Source organism: Leifsonia sp. Root112D2 (genome assembly GCF_001424905.1).
GTDB lineage: Bacteria > Actinomycetota > Actinomycetes > Actinomycetales > Microbacteriaceae > Root112D2.
This window is the reverse complement of sequence record NZ_LMCU01000001.1, coordinates 2134075-2150700: the sequence shown is the minus strand read 5'-3', so window position 1 is coordinate 2150700 and position 16626 is coordinate 2134075. Positions and strand designations below refer to the sequence as shown.

Here is a 16626-nt window from a genome sequence, read left to right as displayed (position 1 = left end):
GCTGCGGGTTCAGTACCAGTTGCTCGACATCTCGTGCGCCCAGGCGGCGCACGGTGAGCCGTAACGGCCGGAAATGTAGCCGAGCCCCCAGTTGATCTGCGTGTTTGCGTTCGTCACCCAGTCCGAGCCGGCGCTCGACATCTTGGTGGCGGGAAGCGACTGCGGAATTCCATAGGCACCGCTCGACGAGTTGTACGCGTCGGCCCGCCATCCGGATTCACGGTTCCACAGCCACACCAGGCAGCTCATCTGGTCGCCACCCCAGCCGTACGCGCCTATCGCTCCGCGCGCGTAATTCTGCGCGGCCGCGGGGTCGACGGTGACACCGGGCGGCGGCGCGAAGCTATCTGCCGGGCCGCTTCCCGAACCCTGATTCTCGGCCGCCTGCCGGGCAGCTTCCTCGGCCGCCTGCCGAGCGGCAACGCCCGCGGCATAATTACGCTCGACCGTCGCCGTCGTGTTCTTCAGCGACGCGAGCTGCGCGTAGAGCACCCTGCCGTTCTCCTGCTGTACGGCAAGTTCCGCATTGGCCTTCTGCTGTGCCGCCTGGGCCGCGGCAAGGTTCTTCTGCGCCGTAGCGGCCAGCGCGTCACGTACCTTTCGCGCGACATCCGCCTGGGCGCCCAGCGAATGAACGAGGTTGCGCTGCTCACGGGCCGCACCCACGAGCGCGGCCGCCTGGCCCGTGAGCTGCGTGATGGCGCCGAGCTGGTACAGCAGCGTCGGCGAGGACTTCTCGCTCAGAAACAGGCTCAACGACGGCGCTGGGCCGCCGAAGCGGATGAGCTGCTGGGTCAGCAGAGCGCTGCGTTCGCCCAGCGCGTTCGCGGATGCCGTCGCCCGGCTCAGCTGCGACGCCAGCGCATCGGCATCCCGCGTCGCGGTCGCGAGCCTGGCCTGTGCGGCGGCAGACTCGGCCGCGCGGGTGATCGCCTCAAGGCTCGCGGCGTTCGCCGCCACTTGCAGCCCCGCCAGCAGGCCGTTGATCTTCCCCACCTCAGCCTGCGTCGCCGCCTGGCTCGCCTTCGCCGCCTGCACGTCGTTCCAGCTGGGGTAGCCCGATGCGGCGAACGCCGCGGGGGCGACCCCGGCCACGGGAATCAGGGCCGCGACGAGAGTGGCCGCGACCATGCCGGTCATCAACCTCGACCCGATGCGGGTGGTCCTCGTCACGGCCTCGCACCGGGGGGCGCCGTATAGTACGGTGCAGACCCGCTGCCTTCTGCGATGATCGCATCGAGAACCTCGGGCGCCGTCGTGTTCTCGCCGAGCCTGTTGGGCTTGCCCTCACCGTGGTAGTCACTCGAACCGGTGACGGCCAGCCCGAAGCGCCGGGCCATGTGGTGCAGCCAGAGCTTGCCCTCGTCGGTGTTCTCGCGGTGGTCGATCTCCAGGCCGAAGAGTCCTGCATCGGCGAGCGCGGCGATCCGCGCCTCCGTCATGTTGCCTGCGCGGCCGTGCGTTGCCGGATGCGCCAGCACGGGCACCCCGCCTGCGGCACGGATCAGCCGCACCCCCGTCATCGGATCCGGCGCATAGTGCGGCTGGTAGTAGCCGGCACGCCAATGCAGAATGCCGGCGAAGGCATCGCTGCGCGTGGCGGCATGGCCGCGCGCCACGAGCGCGTCGGCAATGTGCGGCCGCCCCACCGTGGCACCGTCTCGTGTCTGCGCGAGCACGTCGTTCCAGTCAAGGGCGTAGTCGCGTCCGATGCGCTCAACCATAGCCGCCGCCCGCTCACGCCTGCCGACGCGAATGCGTTCGATCTCGGCGGCGAGGCCGGCGTCGTTCGGGTCGAAGAGGTAGCCGAGCACGTGCACGCTGGCCATCTGAACGCGGGTGCTGAGCTCCATACCCGGAATCAGGGTGATGCCGACCTCGGATGCGGCGGTGGCGGCATCCGCCCAGCCCGCGGTCGTGTCGTGGTCGGTCAGCGCGACAGTGCCGAGACCGGCGGCCGCGGCGGCGCGCACCAATTCGCCGGGCGCCTCTGTACCGTCGGACACGCTCGAGTGCGTATGCAGGTCCGCCGGAGTCGCGAATCGACGCTCGTCACCCATTCACTCATCGTAGATCGCCTGACTCCCATGCTCTCGCAGGCAGACGGTGCAAGACTGGATGCATGGCAACAGACACCACCACGACAGACACCGCGGCGACGGGCCCCGAGACGGCAGGTCCCGAGGCCACGCCGGCACCGCGCGCGACGTCGAACCGTTCCACCACCCCGGGCTCCGACGGTTTCAAAGAGTACATCGGCAGCGGCTGGGCTCCTCGAGAGGAGACGCTGCCACAGGCACGTGCGCAGGCGCGGTACGCTGCCGAGCGGCGCGCCCGACTTTCCGCGCTGTACCCGGGCAAGCGTCTGGTGATCCCCGCGGGCAGCCTCAAGCAGCGCTCCAACGACACCGATTACGCATTTCGCGCTCACTCCGCCTTCGCCTGGCTCACCGGCTGGGCGTCGGATTCGGAGCCCGGCAGCGTGCTGGTGTTCGAGCCCAGCGCCGCCGGCCACGAAGCAACGCTGTACTTTCGCGAGCGCGCCGGGCGCGACTCCGACGAGTTCTACGCGAATCCGGAGATCGGCGAGTTCTGGATCGGACCCCGGCCCTCGCTCGCACAGGTGGCGAGCGACCTCGGCCTGGCGACACACGGCCTCGCCGACGTCGAGGCGGTGCTCGAGGCGACCGACGAGAACACCCTCGTGCTGCGTGAGGCGGATGCCGCGGTAACCGAACGCATCGACACGTTGCGGCTGATCTCCCTTGACAGCCACGAGATCGACTCCGAGACACACGAGAATGATGACCGGCTCGCCCGCGACCTCTCCGAGATGCGGCTCGTCAAAGACGAATACGAGATTGCGCAGCTTCGACTCGCCATCGCTGCCACGGCGCAGGGCTTTACAGACATCATCGAGGATCTGCCGCGCATCACGGCGCACGAACGCGGGGAGCGTCTCGTCGAGGGCATCTTCAACGGTCGTGCGCGTGCCGACGGCAACGCGGTGGGGTACGACACCATTGCGGCATCCGGAGCCCACGCGTGCATTCTGCACTGGACCCGCAACGACGGCCCGGTCGTTCCCGGCGACCTTATCCTCATCGACGCCGGCGTCGAGGCCGAAAGCTATTACACGGCCGATATCACGCGCACGCTGCCCATCGCCGGTCGCTTCACCGAAACCCAGTTTCTCGTCTACGAAACGGTGCGTGAAGCAGCGGATGCCGCGTTCGCGGTCGTGCGCCCCGGCATCCGTTTTCGGGAGATCCACGCAACGGCAATGGAGGTCATCGCCCGGCGCACTGCCGAATGGGGCCTGCTGCCGGTGACCGCCGAGGAGGCGCTGCAGGCCGACAACCAGCACCACCGCCGGTACATGGTGCACGGCACGAGCCATCACCTCGGCCTCGACGTGCACGACTGCGCGCAGGCCAGGCGCGAGATGTACCTCGACGGCGTGCTCGAGCCCGGTATGACGTTCACCATCGAACCCGGTCTCTACTTTCAGCCCGACGACCTGACGGTGCCGGAGAAATTCCGTGGCATCGGCGTACGCATCGAAGACAACATCCTCGTGACAGCGGATGGCGCCGAAAACCTCTCCGCGGCCATCCCCCGCACCGCCGCCGATGTCGAAGCCTGGATCGCCCGCCTCAACTGAGCGCGGTGGAGCTTGGAGAATCGCGTCAGCGATTCGCGACCCCAGCGCCGAGCGAGCCTGCGAGCGAGGGTCGAGGCACGAGGCTGCCTCTCGAACCACCGTGCGCGCGGGTTTCGAGACGGCCGCGGGCGGCCTCCTCAACCAGCGGGGGTGAGGCGGAGGGAAGCTACTCGGTGCGTTCGCCGTATGGGCCCTGCGGGCGCTCAGCGGGCGGTGTCTCGGCGGGCGGCTCGGCGTCACCGGGGGCCGGCTCGAACGCCGGCGGCGGGTCGGAGGGGTGCGGCGTCGCATCCGGTGCGTGTGCAGGAGCCGCGTCGCCCTGCCCGATCAGGTTGCGCGCGCGATTCGCCAGATCCGGCGCCACTATCACCTGGTAGCTGGATGCCAGCACCTGCGTCATCGAGGTGAAGTCACGACGACGACGATTGATGGCGTACGAGACGACACCGAAGAGCATGCCGAAGCCGGCGCCGATGAGCACGGCAGCGATGATGAAGCCGAAATTCGTGGTCGGCGAGAAGATCACCAGCAGTAGCCCGAAGAAGATTCCGAGCCAGGCTCCGGATGCCGCGCCGGCCAGCGCGACGCGCCCCCAGCTGAGCTTTCCCGTCACGCGTTCGACCGTCTTCAGGTCGCTGCCGACGATGGAGAGCTTGTTCACCGGAAAATCGGCGCGCGCAAGCACATCGACGGCGCTCTGCGCCTCCGGATACGTCTCGTATGTTCCCACGACCTCGCCCCGGGGAAGCGTGGGGAATGCCGCCTGACCGCGCCTGCCGAACGGGCTCTGATTGCTCATGACATCCATTCTTCCACCCGAGGTCGAGTTCCCAAGATGAGGGCCTAAGTTATTAGGTGTGAGTACCACCAGAGTCTTCGCCGCCCGATTGGCCGGGTGCATCGTTTTCGACCCCGCGGGCGACCGCGTAGGCAAGGTGCGCGATGTTCTGGTGGTCTACCGAAAAAACGACCCGCCCCGCGTGGTCGGACTCATCATTGAGATTCCGGGCAAACGACGGGTCTTCGTCTCGATCGGCCGTGTGACGAGCATCGGCTCCGGCCAGATCATCACCACGGGTCTCATCAACGTGCGTCGCTTCGAACAGCGTGGCGGCGAGGTGCGCATCATTGCCGAGATGCTCGGCCGCACCGTCGTGTTCGCCGACGCAAGCGGTGCCGCCACCATCGAAGATGTCGCCATCGAGCAATCGCGGCAGGGCGAGTGGGCCATCAGCCAGCTCTTCGTGCGACGCCCCAGGACCAGCGCCTCACTGTTTGCGAAGGGCGCAACCGCGTTCGTCACCTGGGACGAGGTGAGCGAGAAGACCGAACGCGGCCAGGCCCAGTCGGCCGAGCAGCTCATCGCCACGTACTCCGATCTCAAACCGGCCGACCTCGCGAACACCCTGCGCGACCTGCCCGAGCGTCGCATGCTTGAGGTGGCCGAGGAACTGCCCGACGACCGGCTCGCCGATGTGCTCGAGGAGATGCCCGAGAGCGAGCAGATACAGATTCTCGCCCAGCTCGGGGACGACCGCGCCGCTGACGTGCTCGACCAGATGCAGCCGGACGACGCCGCCGACCTCATCGCACACCTGCCCGAAGAGCGCGGTGAACACCTGCTCGAGTTGATGGAGCCCGAAGAGGCCGAGGACGTTCGATTTCTGCTCTCCTACGCGCCCAACACCGCGGGCGGACTCATGACAACCGAGCCGGTCATCGTCTCGGCCGATGCCACGGTGGCCGAGGGACTCGCGCTCATCCGCCGTCACGACCTCGCTCCTGCCCTCGGTGCCGCAATCTGCGTCACGCTGCCGCCATACGAGGCACCGACGGGTCGTTTTCTCGGCGTGGTGCACTTTCAGCGGATGCTGCGCTACCCGCCCCACGAACGCCTCGGCACGCTGCTCGATCCCACTCTCGAACCCGTGACGGCAGACACCTCCGCGGCCGAGGTGAGCCGCATCCTGGCCAGTTACGATCTGGTATCCGTTCCGGTTGTCGACGACAACCACCGGCTGGTCGGGGTGGTGACCATTGACGACATCCTCGACTATCTGCTGCCCGACGATTGGCGAAGTCACGACGGCGACGACGCGCAGGCACGCGCGGCGGCACGCCGTAAAACAGCGACAGGAAGTATCCCGATAAAGAACGGACGGAGGGTCGGAAATGGCACGAGCTAACAGGAGCGAGGCCAGACTCGACGCGCCCAAGGGCTTGCGTCGCACCACCGTTCTGCCGTTGCGGGGCAACCGTGGCTCGAATGATCGCTTCGGTCGCTTCACCGAGTGGATCGCCCGCGCCATGGGAACGCCCGGCTTTCTCTTCAGCCTCACACTTTTCGTGCTGGCCTGGATGGGCTGGAACACGCTCGCGCCGCCTGCGTGGCGCTTCGACTCGATCTCCCTGGGCTTCATCGCCCTGACGCTCGTGCTCTCCCTGCAGGCCTCGTACGCCGCACCGCTCATTCTGCTCGCGCAGAACCGGCAGGACGACCGTGACCGGGTGCAGATCGAGCAGGACCGTCAGCGCGCCGAACGCAACCTGGCCGACACGGAATACCTGGCTCGCGAGGTGGTGGCGCTGCGGCTCGCGATGAACGACGTCGCCTCCAAGGACTTCATCCGTGCCGAGCTGCGTGCCCTGCTCGAGGAACTCGACCGCGACAAACCCGCGGAGGACGGCGCGGCCCGTGCCTGAGACCGCGCCAAGCAAAAGTCACATATACAACGCACTCACCCGGGTGATCGACCCCGAAATCCGTCGCCCGATCACTGAGCTCAACATGGTCTCGCACATCGAGGTTGACCAAGCGCGGCACGCGACGGTGGACATCAAGCTCACCATCGTCGGATGCCCCGCGGCCGACACCATCGAACGCGACGTGCGCGAGGCCACGGCATCCGTCCCGGGCATCAGCGGCGTGAGCATCAACGTGAGCATCATGAGCAAAGACGAGCGCAAGGCGCTCACCGCGAAGCTGCGCGGGGGCAAGCCCGCCCGCGTCATGCAGTTCGGCGCGGACACCCTCACACGCATCTACGCGGTAACGAGCGGTAAGGGCGGTGTGGGCAAGTCCACACTGACGGCGAATCTTGCCGTGGCCCTTGCCGAAAGGGGTCTCGCGGTGGGAATCGTCGACGCCGACGTCTACGGTTTCTCCATTCCGGGCATCCTCGGTCTCGTGGTCGACGGCGCTGCGCCGCGTCCCACCCGCGTCGACGACATGATCCTGCCGCCGGTCGCGTACGGCGTCAAGGTCATCTCCATCGGCATGTTCGTGGAATCGTCGTCGGCCGCGGTAGCCTGGCGCGGACCCATGCTGCACCGCACCATCCAGCAGTTCCTCACGGATGTCTACTTCGGAGATCTGGACGTGCTGCTGCTCGATCTGCCGCCCGGAACCGGCGACGTCGCGATCTCGGTCGGGCAACTGCTGCCCCACGCCGAGGTGATTGTGATCACCACCCCGCAGCCGGCAGCAGCCGATGTCGCCGAGCGCAGCGGCGTGGTCGCCCGGCAGACCGGCCAGAAAATCTTCGGCGTCGTCGAGAACATGGCGGGGCTGCCGCAGCCCGATGGCAGCGTGCTGGAGCTGTTCGGCTCCGGCGGCGGCGCCGAGGTCGCCCGGCGCCTTTCCGCTGGCCAGGACACTCCGGTCGAGCGGCTTGGCTCGGTTCCGCTGAGCGTCGCGCTGCGTTCGGGCGGCGACACGGGAGAACCTCTCGTGCTCTCGCATCCTGATGACCCTGCCGCCCTCGCCATCCGCAGCATCGCCGAGAAGATGGCCACGCGCGGCCGCGGCCTCGCCGGACGCAAGCTTGGGCTGAGCCCCAGCTAACCGGTCACGGGGTGGTCTCAACCCGGCGGCTCGACGACCCGGGCGAGCAACTCGGTGAGCAGGCGTTCGGTGAGCGGATGCGGCAGCGCCTCGATCAGCGCCAGGAACGGCGCCATCTGCTGTGGCAGGCCTCCATCGCCGCCCTCGGCGACGAGCCCGATCTGACGCAGAATGCCGAAGGCCGTCTGTGCATCGAGAGCGGGCGCATCCGGGGCGCTCAGCTCCTGAAGCAACTCGGCAGGCAGCGCGGCGAGCACCGCTTCGGCCGCCACCGGCGGAACCGCACGCACCGCATCCGCGGCGCGCACGAGTGCCTCGAAAAGTTGCTCGAGAACGCTTTCGGTGACCGGCGTGACGGTGAGGTGCGTGGTGGGCGCCAGGCAGCTGCCGTCGCCCTGCGTCAGTCCCGGCTGCTGCTGCAGCATCCAGCCGGCGGCGCGAGCCGCATCGGCCCAGTGATGCGGGTCGACGCGGCGCTCGATCGGAACGCTCTCATCCGTCGCCACGGCGAACAGCGGGCCGACGGGTGTGCCCACCACGCGTAAGCCGTCGATGGTGCCAATCAGCTCGATCAGGGCCTGTGTCGAGCGCGCACAGGATGCGGCCAGCTCGGCGAAGCCGTCGCGCCCCAGCGCGTGGATGATCGCCCAGGATGCGGCCAGCGGTCCCGCCGATTTCGAGCCGAGCATCGTGGGATTCACCACCGGGTAGCCCGGCCAGCCCGTCGTGGCGAAGTACTGCAGGCGCTGCCTGTCGCGGCCGCGCTGCAGCAGCACGCTGGCGCCCTTCGGCGCGTAGCCGTACTTGTGAATGTCGGCCGAGATGCTGCTCACGCCCGGCACGCTGAAGTCCCACGGCGCGAGGCTCGCTCCCGACCAGAACGGCAGCACCCAGCCGCCGATGCACGCGTCAACATGGCAGCTCACGCCGGCCTGTTCGCACGCCGCCGCGACCTCGGCAACCGGGTCGAGCCCCGCGAATGGATACGCGGGCGCCGACACCACGACGAGTGCGACATCCGGGCCAAGCCGGTCCACCAGATCGGACGCCGTCACCGCACCGGTGAAAGCATCCACCGCCACGAGGTCCAGGCTCAGCCCGAAGTAGTGCGCCGCCTTGCGGAACGCCGCGTGAACGGTGACGGGCGCCACCAGCCGCGGCTGGCCGACGCCGCCGCCGGCCCGCCACACATCGCGTGCAGTCTTGACCGCGAGCAGGCAGCTCTCGGTGCCGCCGGTGGTCACGGTGCCCACGACATCCTCATCGCCGCCCAGCATGTCGCGTGCGAAGCCGATCACCTCGCGTTCCATCACGGCCACTGAGGTGAAGGTCGTGGGATCCAGCCCATTGACGCTCTGCACCGCCCGCATGGCGGCCGATGCGAGATCGTCGAGCTCGGCGAGCCCCGAATCGTAGACGTAGGAGAGCACGTGCCCGCCGTGGGTCGGCGCATCGGCGGCGCGCAACTGCTGCAGTCGTTCGAGAATCTCGTTCGGGTCACCGCGCAGCATCAATGTCTCCCTTTCGCAGTCGATAACGGGTCAACGGAATGAGGCTCAGCGCCACTATCGCCGCGGGCACGATGCTAAAACTCAGCACTATTCCCGCGACGGCGATCGACGATTGCGTGATACCGGCGCCACCGGTGTGCTGCTGGTAGCCAGTGATCGCCAGGACAACGGTCAGCACGGTCGCCCCGAGCGCCATGCCCGTGGTCTCCCCCGCCGTCCACATGCCGCCGAAGATGCCGGCACGCCCAGGCCCGTTGCGCGTGGCGTCGTGCGAGATCACGTCGGGAAGCATCGCCATCGGCAGCGATTGCATGCCCGCATAGCCCGCGCCGACGAGCGCGACAGGCAGATACACCCAGGCACCCGGCGACCACAGCAGAAACACCATCGAGAGCGCTGCCAGCGCGAACAGGATGCTCGCCGCCAGAAAACCGCGCTCCTTGCCGACACGCCGCGAGATCACACCCCACAGCGGCGTCACGAGCAGGGCAGGGCCGATGAGCGCCACGAAGAGAAACGTCACGGCGTCTTCGGAGTGCAGAACGTAGGTGGCCACGTAGTTGGCGCCGGCCAGCATCACGCCGGTCGCCAGTCCCTGCAGCAGAAAGGTGAGCAGCAGGGCCCGAAACGGCTGGCTGGTTCGCAGCGCGCGGATGCCGGCGGCGTAGTGCTGCGCTATCGAGACGCGCGAGGCATCCGACAGCGCATCGAGACGCACCCGCGTCGGTGCGACGAAACTCGACACGAAAAGGCCGACGCCGATCACCAGGCCGGCGACCACCGCCATGAGCAGGTAGCCGGCGTGGCCGTTGCCGCCGAGCGCACGCAGCGCCGGGCCGCCCGCCCCGAACAGCAGGATCGCGAGAGTGAGCACCACCACCCGCCAGGTGAGCAGCCGCGTGCGCTGATCGTAGCCGTCGGCGAGTTCGGCAGGCAGGGCGATATACGGCACCTGGAACAGGCTGAAGGCCGTTGCCGTGAGCAGGAACGCCAGCAGCACCCAGAGACCGGCGGCCACCGGCGCCATTCCGGCCGGCACCGCGAAGGTGAGAATGAAGAACAGCGGAAGCGCAACCGAGCCGAGAAGCATCATGCGGCGCCGTGTGCCACGCCACAGCAGGCTGCGGTCGCTGAGCGCGCCGATCACCGGGTCGATGATCACGTCCCACACCTTCGCGGCCGTCACGAGCACGCCGGCGGCGAGCGCCGCCACGCCGAGGGTGTCGGTGAGGTAGTAGACGAGCACGAGACCGGGGAGCGTTGAGAATCCGCCCGTGCCGAGGGAACCGATGGCATATTGCACGACGGTGGGGCGGGCCAGTGAGCGCTCCGTTGCGGTCATCCTCGAAGCTTATAGCCCGTTCGAAACGACCGGGCTCAGGTCGCTTCGGCGTCGTACGGCGGCCGCGCGCCGGCCTCGTGGAACCGCTGAGCTCACGGCCAGGTTTCGATAACAGCGCTGTGGCTTGGCGCCGTTGCGTACTTGCGGTCATCGGTGAGCAGCGGCATGTCCAGCGACTCGGCCAAGGCCACGTAAAACCCGTCGTAGGCGGTGAAATTATGCCGCAGTGCCAGAACCCGTCGCTGGTATGGCTGCATCGGGTAGCGCACCAACGGCAGGTCTGCGAGGTCGTCGAGCATCTCCTGCGCTCGCGTGACATCGATCGTGATCATCGGTTTCGATGTCAGCAGCAGCCCGCGGATCGCGGAGTTCACCTCTGCGTCGATCAAGGCCGGAGCATGCAGGTATCGCTGCCGGTTGAAGCGCTCGCGCAGTGGTTGGTCACCCCGACGGTTCTGCAGCAGCCGCACAACGATCGAAGTCGGTGTCATTTACTCGGCGACCGAGTTAAACGACCGGCTCAGGTGGCCTCGGCGTCGTAGGGCGGATGCGCTCCGGCCTCGAGCATCTGCGGTTCCTTTACTGCGGAGTCCACAGCATCGCTCGAATCGCTCGACCCGGCCGGTCGGATGCCCGAAGAGATCGGCTCGTCGTCTTCGAGCAGGGCCTCACGAATGATGCGGCGCGGATCGTATTGGCGCGGATCGAGCTTCTTCCAGTCGACGTCATCGAAGTCTGGACCCATCTCCTCGCGCATACGATCCTTGGCGCCATCAGCCATGGTGCGCAGGCTCTTGACGAGCCTGGCGAGTTGCCTGGCGTAGTGCGGCAAACGGTCAGGGCCCAGCACAAAGACAGCGATCACACCCACGATCAGCAGCTTGTCGAAACTCAGCCCATTGAACATCAGTTCAGACTAACCTGTGCAGCCTCCACGGATGCTATGGGTTCGGGCCTTATTCTGATCAGAAGGACCACGGGAGAGTGCGTGTCAGACAAGGTATCGAACTGGAAGTTCGCCAACGAGATCATTTCCGAGAGTGAGGTAATCACCAAGGCGCGCCAGCAGTCGCTGGAATTAGGCATCGAGCCGATAGCAGCGGCGGTCGGGGCACAGAGCGCGGTTATCGCCGCCGCAACGGGGGCCGCGAACATCGTCGAGATCGGCACGGGAGTCGGCGTATCCGGCCTGTGGCTGCTGACCGGTGCCACGCAGGCCATGCTCACGTCGATCGACACCGAACTCGACCACCAGCAGCACGCACGTGCACTCTTCACCGAGGCGCGCATCGCGGCCAATCGGGTTCGCCTCATCACGGGCCGCGCGCTGGACGTGCTGCCGCGCATGAATGAGAACTCCTACGACATCGTCTTCGTCGACGCAGATCCGCAGTCCGTCATCGAGTACGTCGAACACGGGTTGCGGCTGGCCCGCCCCGGCGGCACCGTCCTGGTGGCGCACGCCCTCTGGAAGGGTCGCGTCTCAGACCCCACGCAGCGCGACGACATCACGACGGGCTATCGAACGGTGGTGACGGAGACCGCCGCATCCGGCGCCGTTATCAGCGCGCTTTCGCCCATCGGCGACGGTCTCCTGCAGATCACCAAAATCGCTGAGTAGTCTTACGCGCTCCTAGCTCGGCTTCACGACGCTCGCGAGGGCGTCGTGAAGTTCCTTGGCTTCTGCATCGTTCACGGAGACGACAAGTCGGCCTCCACCTTCGAGCGGCACGCGCACGATGATGAGCCGACCCTCTTTCACAGCCTCCATTGGCCCGTCTCCGGTCCTCGGCTTCATGGCCGCCATGCAGGTCCCCTTTCGTGGATGTCCTTCCATTATCGGCTATCGGCGCGCGTGAGGAAAATTCGGCGCTGCCGGCCCGGCCCGATTACGGCGGCGTCCAGTCCGATCCGTCTACCCCCCAGCAGATCAGAAGCCATCCCCACTGCAGTGCGAGGAGCACGAGCACCATCGCCACCCGGTAGACACGGCTTCGCGGAACGGCCGCCGCACCGAGCAGGGGGAACATCGGCATGAGCAGTCGAAAGGTGCTCGACTGCGGAAAGAAAACCGCCAGAAGATAGAGCCCGTATGAGGCAAGCCAGAGCCGTAGATCGACGCCGAGCCTGCGCACCGCAGGAACGAAGAGGGTGACGGCGAACGCCGCGACGAGCAGGCCAAGCGAGAGATATCCCAGCCAGTCCGGAAGAGCGAGCATGGTCGAGAACCACCACTGGGCGCCCTGGATCCACGCCCCGAACGGCACCAGTGGTGTGTAGCCGATATACGCCGCCCTCCACGCCAGCTCGGTGTCGGTGTATGCGGACCAGTTGCCCGTTGCCAGGCCCGCTATCGCCGGCCAGGCCAGCCCGGCAATCCCGCTGAAGACCACGGCGAGAACGGATGCGACCCGCTCGCGCACCGGGAACGGGTCGTGTCGCCGCCGCACCCACCGATAGATCACATGCAGTCCAAGCGCGAGCGCGAAGGCCAGACCGCTCGGACGCACGAACGCCATGACGGCGACCACCGGTAGCAGAGCACCGTATCGTCGCCGCATCAGCAGCATGAGTGCGAGGATCAGGAAGAAGATGTACATCGACTCCGCATAGGCCAGCTGGAACAGCGGCGAGACGGGCGCGACGCAGAACAGCACCACAGCGAAAAGCGAAGCGGATGCGCCGATCCTGGGCACCAGCATCCGGTAGAACAGGAGCGCTGCCCCGAGCGCGAAGGCCAGCGAAACGACCACGGCCGCGACCGGCCACGGGAGTCTTGTGAGGAACATGAGAATGCCGACGGCGCCGGGGTAGCCGGGCAGGAACGCCCAGGCATTCTCCGTGACCTGGCCGGTGTCGCTGAGCGGCAGCTGCGCCGGATAGCCGGCGATCTGCACAATGTTGTACCAGCGGCCGTCCCAGATCGACGCGAAGTCGAAGTAGCCGGGATGCGAAGCCGTCCACGGGTTGAGGCCCTGCACGCTGGCGAGCACGAGCAGCATGATCGTGGTGACCACGCGCGAAGCCGCGAAGACAAGGATGACCTTGACCCACCACAGCCGCAGAATCGTGGTGGGTCGTGAAAGGTCAGCCAAGGCGACCCGAGGCGGTCAGCCACGCACGCAGACCCGCCTCGCAGTCGGCGATCTGCGCCAGGGCGACGCGCTCGTCGTCCGCGTGCGCCTTGAGGGCGTCACCAGGACCGTAGTTGACGGCGGGCACGCCGAGCGCGGAGAAGCGCGCGACATCTGTCCAGCCGTATTTGGGGCGCGCCTCTCCCCCGACCGCCGCAAGAAAGTCCTGGGCCAGCGGCGCATCGAGCCCGGGGCGCGCGCCGTCGGCCTCGTCGATGACGGTGACGTCGTACTCACTGAACAGCCCGCGCAGATACTCGATCGCTTCGGCGGCCGTGCGATCGGGCGCGAAACGGTAGTTGATGTGCACCATGCACTCATCGGGAATGATGTTGCCCGCGATTCCGCCCGTGATTCCTACGGCGTTGAGCCCCTCGCGATAGACGAGCCCCTCGACCTCCACCTCGCGTGGCATGTATGCCGCGAGCAAGTTAAGTATCGGCGCGGCCTTGTGTATGGCATTCTCGCCCACCCACGCGCGCGCCGAATGCGCCCGCAGGCCGAAGGTGCGCACCTCGATGCGGATGTTGCCGTTGCAGCCGCCCTCGACGGTGCTGTTGGTGGGTTCTCCGAGAATGGCGAAGTCACCCTCGAAGAGATCGGGGCGATGGGCCGCGAGGCGCCCGAGGCCGTTGAGACTGGCTTCGACCTCTTCATGGTCGTACCACATCCACGTCACGTCGACGACGGGTTCGGTGAGTTCTGCGGCCAGCTTGAGCTGCACGGCAACGCCGGCCTTCATGTCCACCGTGCCACGACCCCAGAGGTAGTCGACACCGTCGATCGTCTCGGAGCGGGTCGGCAAATTGTTGTTCACCGGCACCGTATCGACGTGTCCGGCAATCATCACACGCTGCGCCCGGCCGAGGGCGGTGCGTGCCACCACGGTGTCGCCATCGCGAATCACCTCAAGGTGGCTGAGCCCGCTCAACGCGGCCTCGATCTCGTCGGCGAGCGTCGCCTCGTTGCCCGAGACGGACTCAATGTCGCAGAGCTGGCGGGTGAGATCGGCTGAGGTCGCGCTGAGGTCGAGGGGCACCCTACTAATCTAGAGGCATGGCCTCCGACGTTCCCGCAGAATCTCCCGCGCCCACGCACGCCTGGGGCTACGGCCTCGCCACGGTGGCAGCCGACGGCACCGTGCTCGACACGTGGTACCCACGCCCTCAACTCGGCACGCTGCCTGCCGGCCGTGACCGCTGGATCGCGCCATCCGAGCTGGAGGAGCTCGCGGGCGACGATGCGCGCCGCAACGTACACGTGGACATCGTCACCGTCGAGATCGAGTTGAAGGCTGCACCACGCTCGACATCGGATGCGTACCTGCGGCTGCACCTGCTCTCCCACCTTCTCGTGAAGCCGAATTCCCTCAACCTCGACGGCATCTTCGCCCAGCTGCCTATCGTGGCGTGGACGAATGCCGGCCCCGTGCTGCCGGCCGACTACGAGCGCCTGCGCCCGTCCCTGCAGCGGGCCGGCATCCAGACCACCGGTATCGACAAATTCCCCCGGCTCACCGACTACGTCGTACCCGATCGCGTACGCATTGCGGATGCCTCGCGCGTTCGCCTCGGTGCGCACCTGGCCCCCGGCACCACCGTCATGCACGAGGGTTTCGTGAACTACAACGCGGGCACCCTGGGCGCATCCATGATCGAGGGTCGCATCTCGCAGGGCGTCGTGGTCGGCGACGGCTCGGATATCGGTGGCGGGGCATCCATCATGGGCACCCTCTCGGGCGGCGGCACGCAGCGCGTGTCGATCGGCGAGCGCGCCCTACTCGGCGCCAACTCGGGCATCGGAATCTCGCTCGGCGACGACACCGTCGTGGAGGCCGGACTCTACGTGACGGCCGGCACCAAGGTCACCGTGGTCGGCTCGGCGCCGAGTGCGAACGGAGCCGCGCAGCTGGTGAAGGCCGTCGAGCTCTCTGGCGTGCCCAATCTGCTGTTCCGCCGCAACTCGCTCACGGGCGCCGTCGAGGTGCTCGCCCGCTCGGGAAGCGGCATCCAGCTCAACACGGCCCTGCACGCCTGAGCCGTCGGCCTCCCGCGCTGCGAATTTCACCTCGTGATTGTCGATACTATGCTCCATTCGATCCCCGTCGAGTGACGGTGTGCGTCAGGAATGCGAAAGGACGACTGTGACAGTCATCGCCATCGAAGAACACTGGACAACACCCGCGCTGACGGCAGCCCTGCAGGGCTTGGGCGAAGAAGACCGCGACGAGAGCCTGGCGTTCAACGAGATAGGTGATAATCGTGAGCGCCTTCACGACATCGGAGATGGGCGAATCGCGGCCATGGATGAGCAGGGCATCGACATGCAGATACTCTCGCTCGCCCCGCCCGCAACGGGTCCGCTCGCTGCTGCCGATGCACTCTCGCTCAGCCGCGAGACGAACGACTTCGCCGCCGACGCGGTGCGCCGTCATCCGTCCCGGCTGCGCGCCCTGTGCACCCTGCCGATGGCCGCCCCAGGCGCGGCAGCCGACGAACTGGAACGTGCCGCCGCACTCGGCTTCGTCGGCGCCATGGTCTACGGACGCACCGGCGAGACAGCACTCGACGATCCTCGCTACGACGATGTGTTTGCCACCGCCGCACGCCTGGGGCAGCCGATCTTCATCCATCCCCAGATTCCCTCGCGCGTGCTCCGCCAGGCGGCCTACTCCGGGTTCGACCCGATGACCGAGCTCGCCCTTTCGACCTTCGGCTGGGGGTGGCATCTCGAAGCCGCCGTCGCCGCGCTCCGACTCATCGTTCGGGGCACCTTCGATCGACACCCCGAGCTTCACATCGTTCTTGGCCACTGGGGCGAGTTGCTGCTGTTCTGGCAAGACCGGGTCAATGGCCTCTCCCGCATCGCCGGGCTGGAACGGAAAGTCTCCGATTACATCCGGTCGAACGTCTTCATTACGAGCTCCGGCATGTTCGAGACGGCACTGCTCCACCACGCACTGGAAGCCACGTCGATCGACCGCTTGCTCTTCTCTACGGACTACCCCTTTCAACGCCCCACCCAGCCCGATATTCAGAATTTTCTGGCGGAATTCGACACCGACGAAGACCGAGCGAAGTTCACCGAAGGCAACGCCCGCCGTCTCTTCAGAATCGACGAGCCCCGCTGAC

General features: G+C 67.0%; 17 protein-coding genes. 7 read left to right on the top strand and 10 right to left on the bottom strand.

Annotated elements, in window-relative coordinates:
* Positions 1-9 precede the first annotated feature (9 nt).
* Both ASC63_RS10015 and ASC63_RS10010 read right to left on the bottom strand, forming a co-directional pair.
* Positions 10-1140, bottom strand: coding sequence for a hypothetical protein (locus ASC63_RS10015; RefSeq protein ID WP_055812626.1), 1131 nt, complete (start codon positions 1138-1140; stop codon positions 10-12).
* Between the two features lie 29 nt (positions 1141-1169).
* Positions 1170-2060 carry a PHP domain-containing protein gene (locus ASC63_RS10010; RefSeq protein ID WP_055812623.1) on the bottom strand — a complete coding sequence of 297 codons (891 nt, stop codon included), beginning with the start codon at positions 2058-2060 and terminating at the stop codon, positions 1170-1172.
* Between the two features lie 62 nt (positions 2061-2122).
* Here ASC63_RS10010 and ASC63_RS10005 point away from each other — a divergent pair, with 62 nt between their 5' ends.
* Positions 2123-3664, top strand: coding sequence for an aminopeptidase P family protein (locus tag ASC63_RS10005; RefSeq protein WP_055812621.1), 1542 nt, complete (start codon positions 2123-2125; stop codon positions 3662-3664).
* A 166-nt stretch (positions 3665-3830) separates the two neighbouring features.
* Here ASC63_RS10005 and ASC63_RS10000 read toward each other — a convergent pair whose 3' ends face one another.
* Positions 3831-4463: a general stress protein gene (locus ASC63_RS10000; protein ID WP_055815312.1), complete on the bottom strand. Its 633-nt coding sequence runs from the start codon at positions 4461-4463 to the stop codon at positions 3831-3833.
* Positions 4464-4521: 58 nt separating this feature from the next.
* On the opposite strand from ASC63_RS10000, the gene ASC63_RS09995 reads away from it, so the two are divergent.
* The 3 genes from ASC63_RS09995 to ASC63_RS09985 are packed head-to-tail and all read left to right on the top strand — an operon-like array spanning position 4522 to position 7508.
* Positions 4522-5850, top strand: a complete 1329-nt coding sequence (locus ASC63_RS09995; RefSeq protein ID WP_055812618.1) for a magnesium transporter MgtE N-terminal domain-containing protein — start codon at positions 4522-4524, stop codon at positions 5848-5850.
* Positions 5837-6367 (top strand): DUF1003 domain-containing protein, encoded by a 531-nt coding sequence (locus tag ASC63_RS09990; protein WP_055812615.1) that lies wholly within the window; start codon positions 5837-5839, stop codon positions 6365-6367. The genes ASC63_RS09995 and ASC63_RS09990 overlap by 14 nt, the downstream gene beginning before the upstream one ends.
* Positions 6360-7508: an Mrp/NBP35 family ATP-binding protein gene (locus ASC63_RS09985; RefSeq protein WP_055812611.1), complete on the top strand. Its 1149-nt coding sequence runs from the start codon at positions 6360-6362 to the stop codon at positions 7506-7508. The genes ASC63_RS09990 and ASC63_RS09985 overlap by 8 nt, the downstream gene beginning before the upstream one ends.
* A gap of 17 nt (positions 7509-7525) precedes the next feature.
* Here ASC63_RS09985 and ASC63_RS09980 read toward each other — a convergent pair whose 3' ends face one another.
* The 4 genes from ASC63_RS09980 to ASC63_RS09965 form a co-directional block, all read right to left on the bottom strand.
* A complete protein-coding gene (locus ASC63_RS09980) occupies positions 7526-9019 on the bottom strand; it encodes a pyridoxal phosphate-dependent decarboxylase family protein (RefSeq protein WP_200936835.1) in 1494 nt (497 codons plus the stop codon).
* Entirely contained in the window at positions 9006-10361 is a 1356-nt protein-coding gene (locus ASC63_RS09975; RefSeq protein WP_055812603.1) for an MFS transporter, read from the bottom strand. Before ASC63_RS09975 ends, ASC63_RS09980 begins: the two co-directional genes overlap by 14 nt.
* 92 nt (positions 10362-10453) lie before the next feature.
* On the bottom strand, positions 10454-10852 hold the full coding sequence (locus tag ASC63_RS09970; protein WP_055812600.1) for a type II toxin-antitoxin system VapC family toxin: 399 nt from the start codon (positions 10850-10852) through the stop codon (positions 10454-10456).
* A gap of 29 nt (positions 10853-10881) precedes the next feature.
* Positions 10882-11268, bottom strand: coding sequence for a sec-independent translocase (locus ASC63_RS09965; protein WP_055812597.1), 387 nt, complete (start codon positions 11266-11268; stop codon positions 10882-10884).
* A gap of 81 nt (positions 11269-11349) precedes the next feature.
* Here ASC63_RS09965 and ASC63_RS09960 point away from each other — a divergent pair, with 81 nt between their 5' ends.
* Positions 11350-11982: an O-methyltransferase gene (locus ASC63_RS09960; protein WP_055812593.1), complete on the top strand. Its 633-nt coding sequence runs from the start codon at positions 11350-11352 to the stop codon at positions 11980-11982.
* A gap of 12 nt (positions 11983-11994) precedes the next feature.
* Here ASC63_RS09960 and ASC63_RS16110 read toward each other — a convergent pair whose 3' ends face one another.
* The 3 genes from ASC63_RS16110 to dapE all read right to left on the bottom strand — a co-directional run bounded on the left by ASC63_RS16110 (position 11995) and on the right by dapE (position 14534).
* Entirely contained in the window at positions 11995-12168 is a 174-nt protein-coding gene (locus ASC63_RS16110; protein WP_082487482.1) for a DUF3117 domain-containing protein, read from the bottom strand.
* An 82-nt stretch (positions 12169-12250) separates the two neighbouring features.
* Positions 12251-13456 carry a hypothetical protein gene (locus ASC63_RS09955; RefSeq protein WP_235492096.1) on the bottom strand — a complete coding sequence of 402 codons (1206 nt, stop codon included), beginning with the start codon at positions 13454-13456 and terminating at the stop codon, positions 12251-12253.
* Positions 13449-14534 (bottom strand): succinyl-diaminopimelate desuccinylase, encoded by a 1086-nt coding sequence (gene dapE / locus ASC63_RS09950; RefSeq protein ID WP_055812591.1) that lies wholly within the window; start codon positions 14532-14534, stop codon positions 13449-13451. Before dapE ends, ASC63_RS09955 begins: the two co-directional genes overlap by 8 nt.
* A 17-nt stretch (positions 14535-14551) precedes the next feature.
* On the opposite strand from dapE, the gene dapD reads away from it, so the two are divergent.
* Positions 14552-15532, top strand: coding sequence for a 2,3,4,5-tetrahydropyridine-2,6-dicarboxylate N-succinyltransferase (gene dapD / locus ASC63_RS09945; protein WP_055812587.1), 981 nt, complete (start codon positions 14552-14554; stop codon positions 15530-15532).
* Between the two features lie 106 nt (positions 15533-15638).
* Complete coding sequence (locus ASC63_RS09940; protein ID WP_055812584.1) at positions 15639-16625, top strand: amidohydrolase family protein; 987 nt, start codon at positions 15639-15641, stop codon at positions 16623-16625.
* Position 16626: the final 1 nt, after the last annotated feature.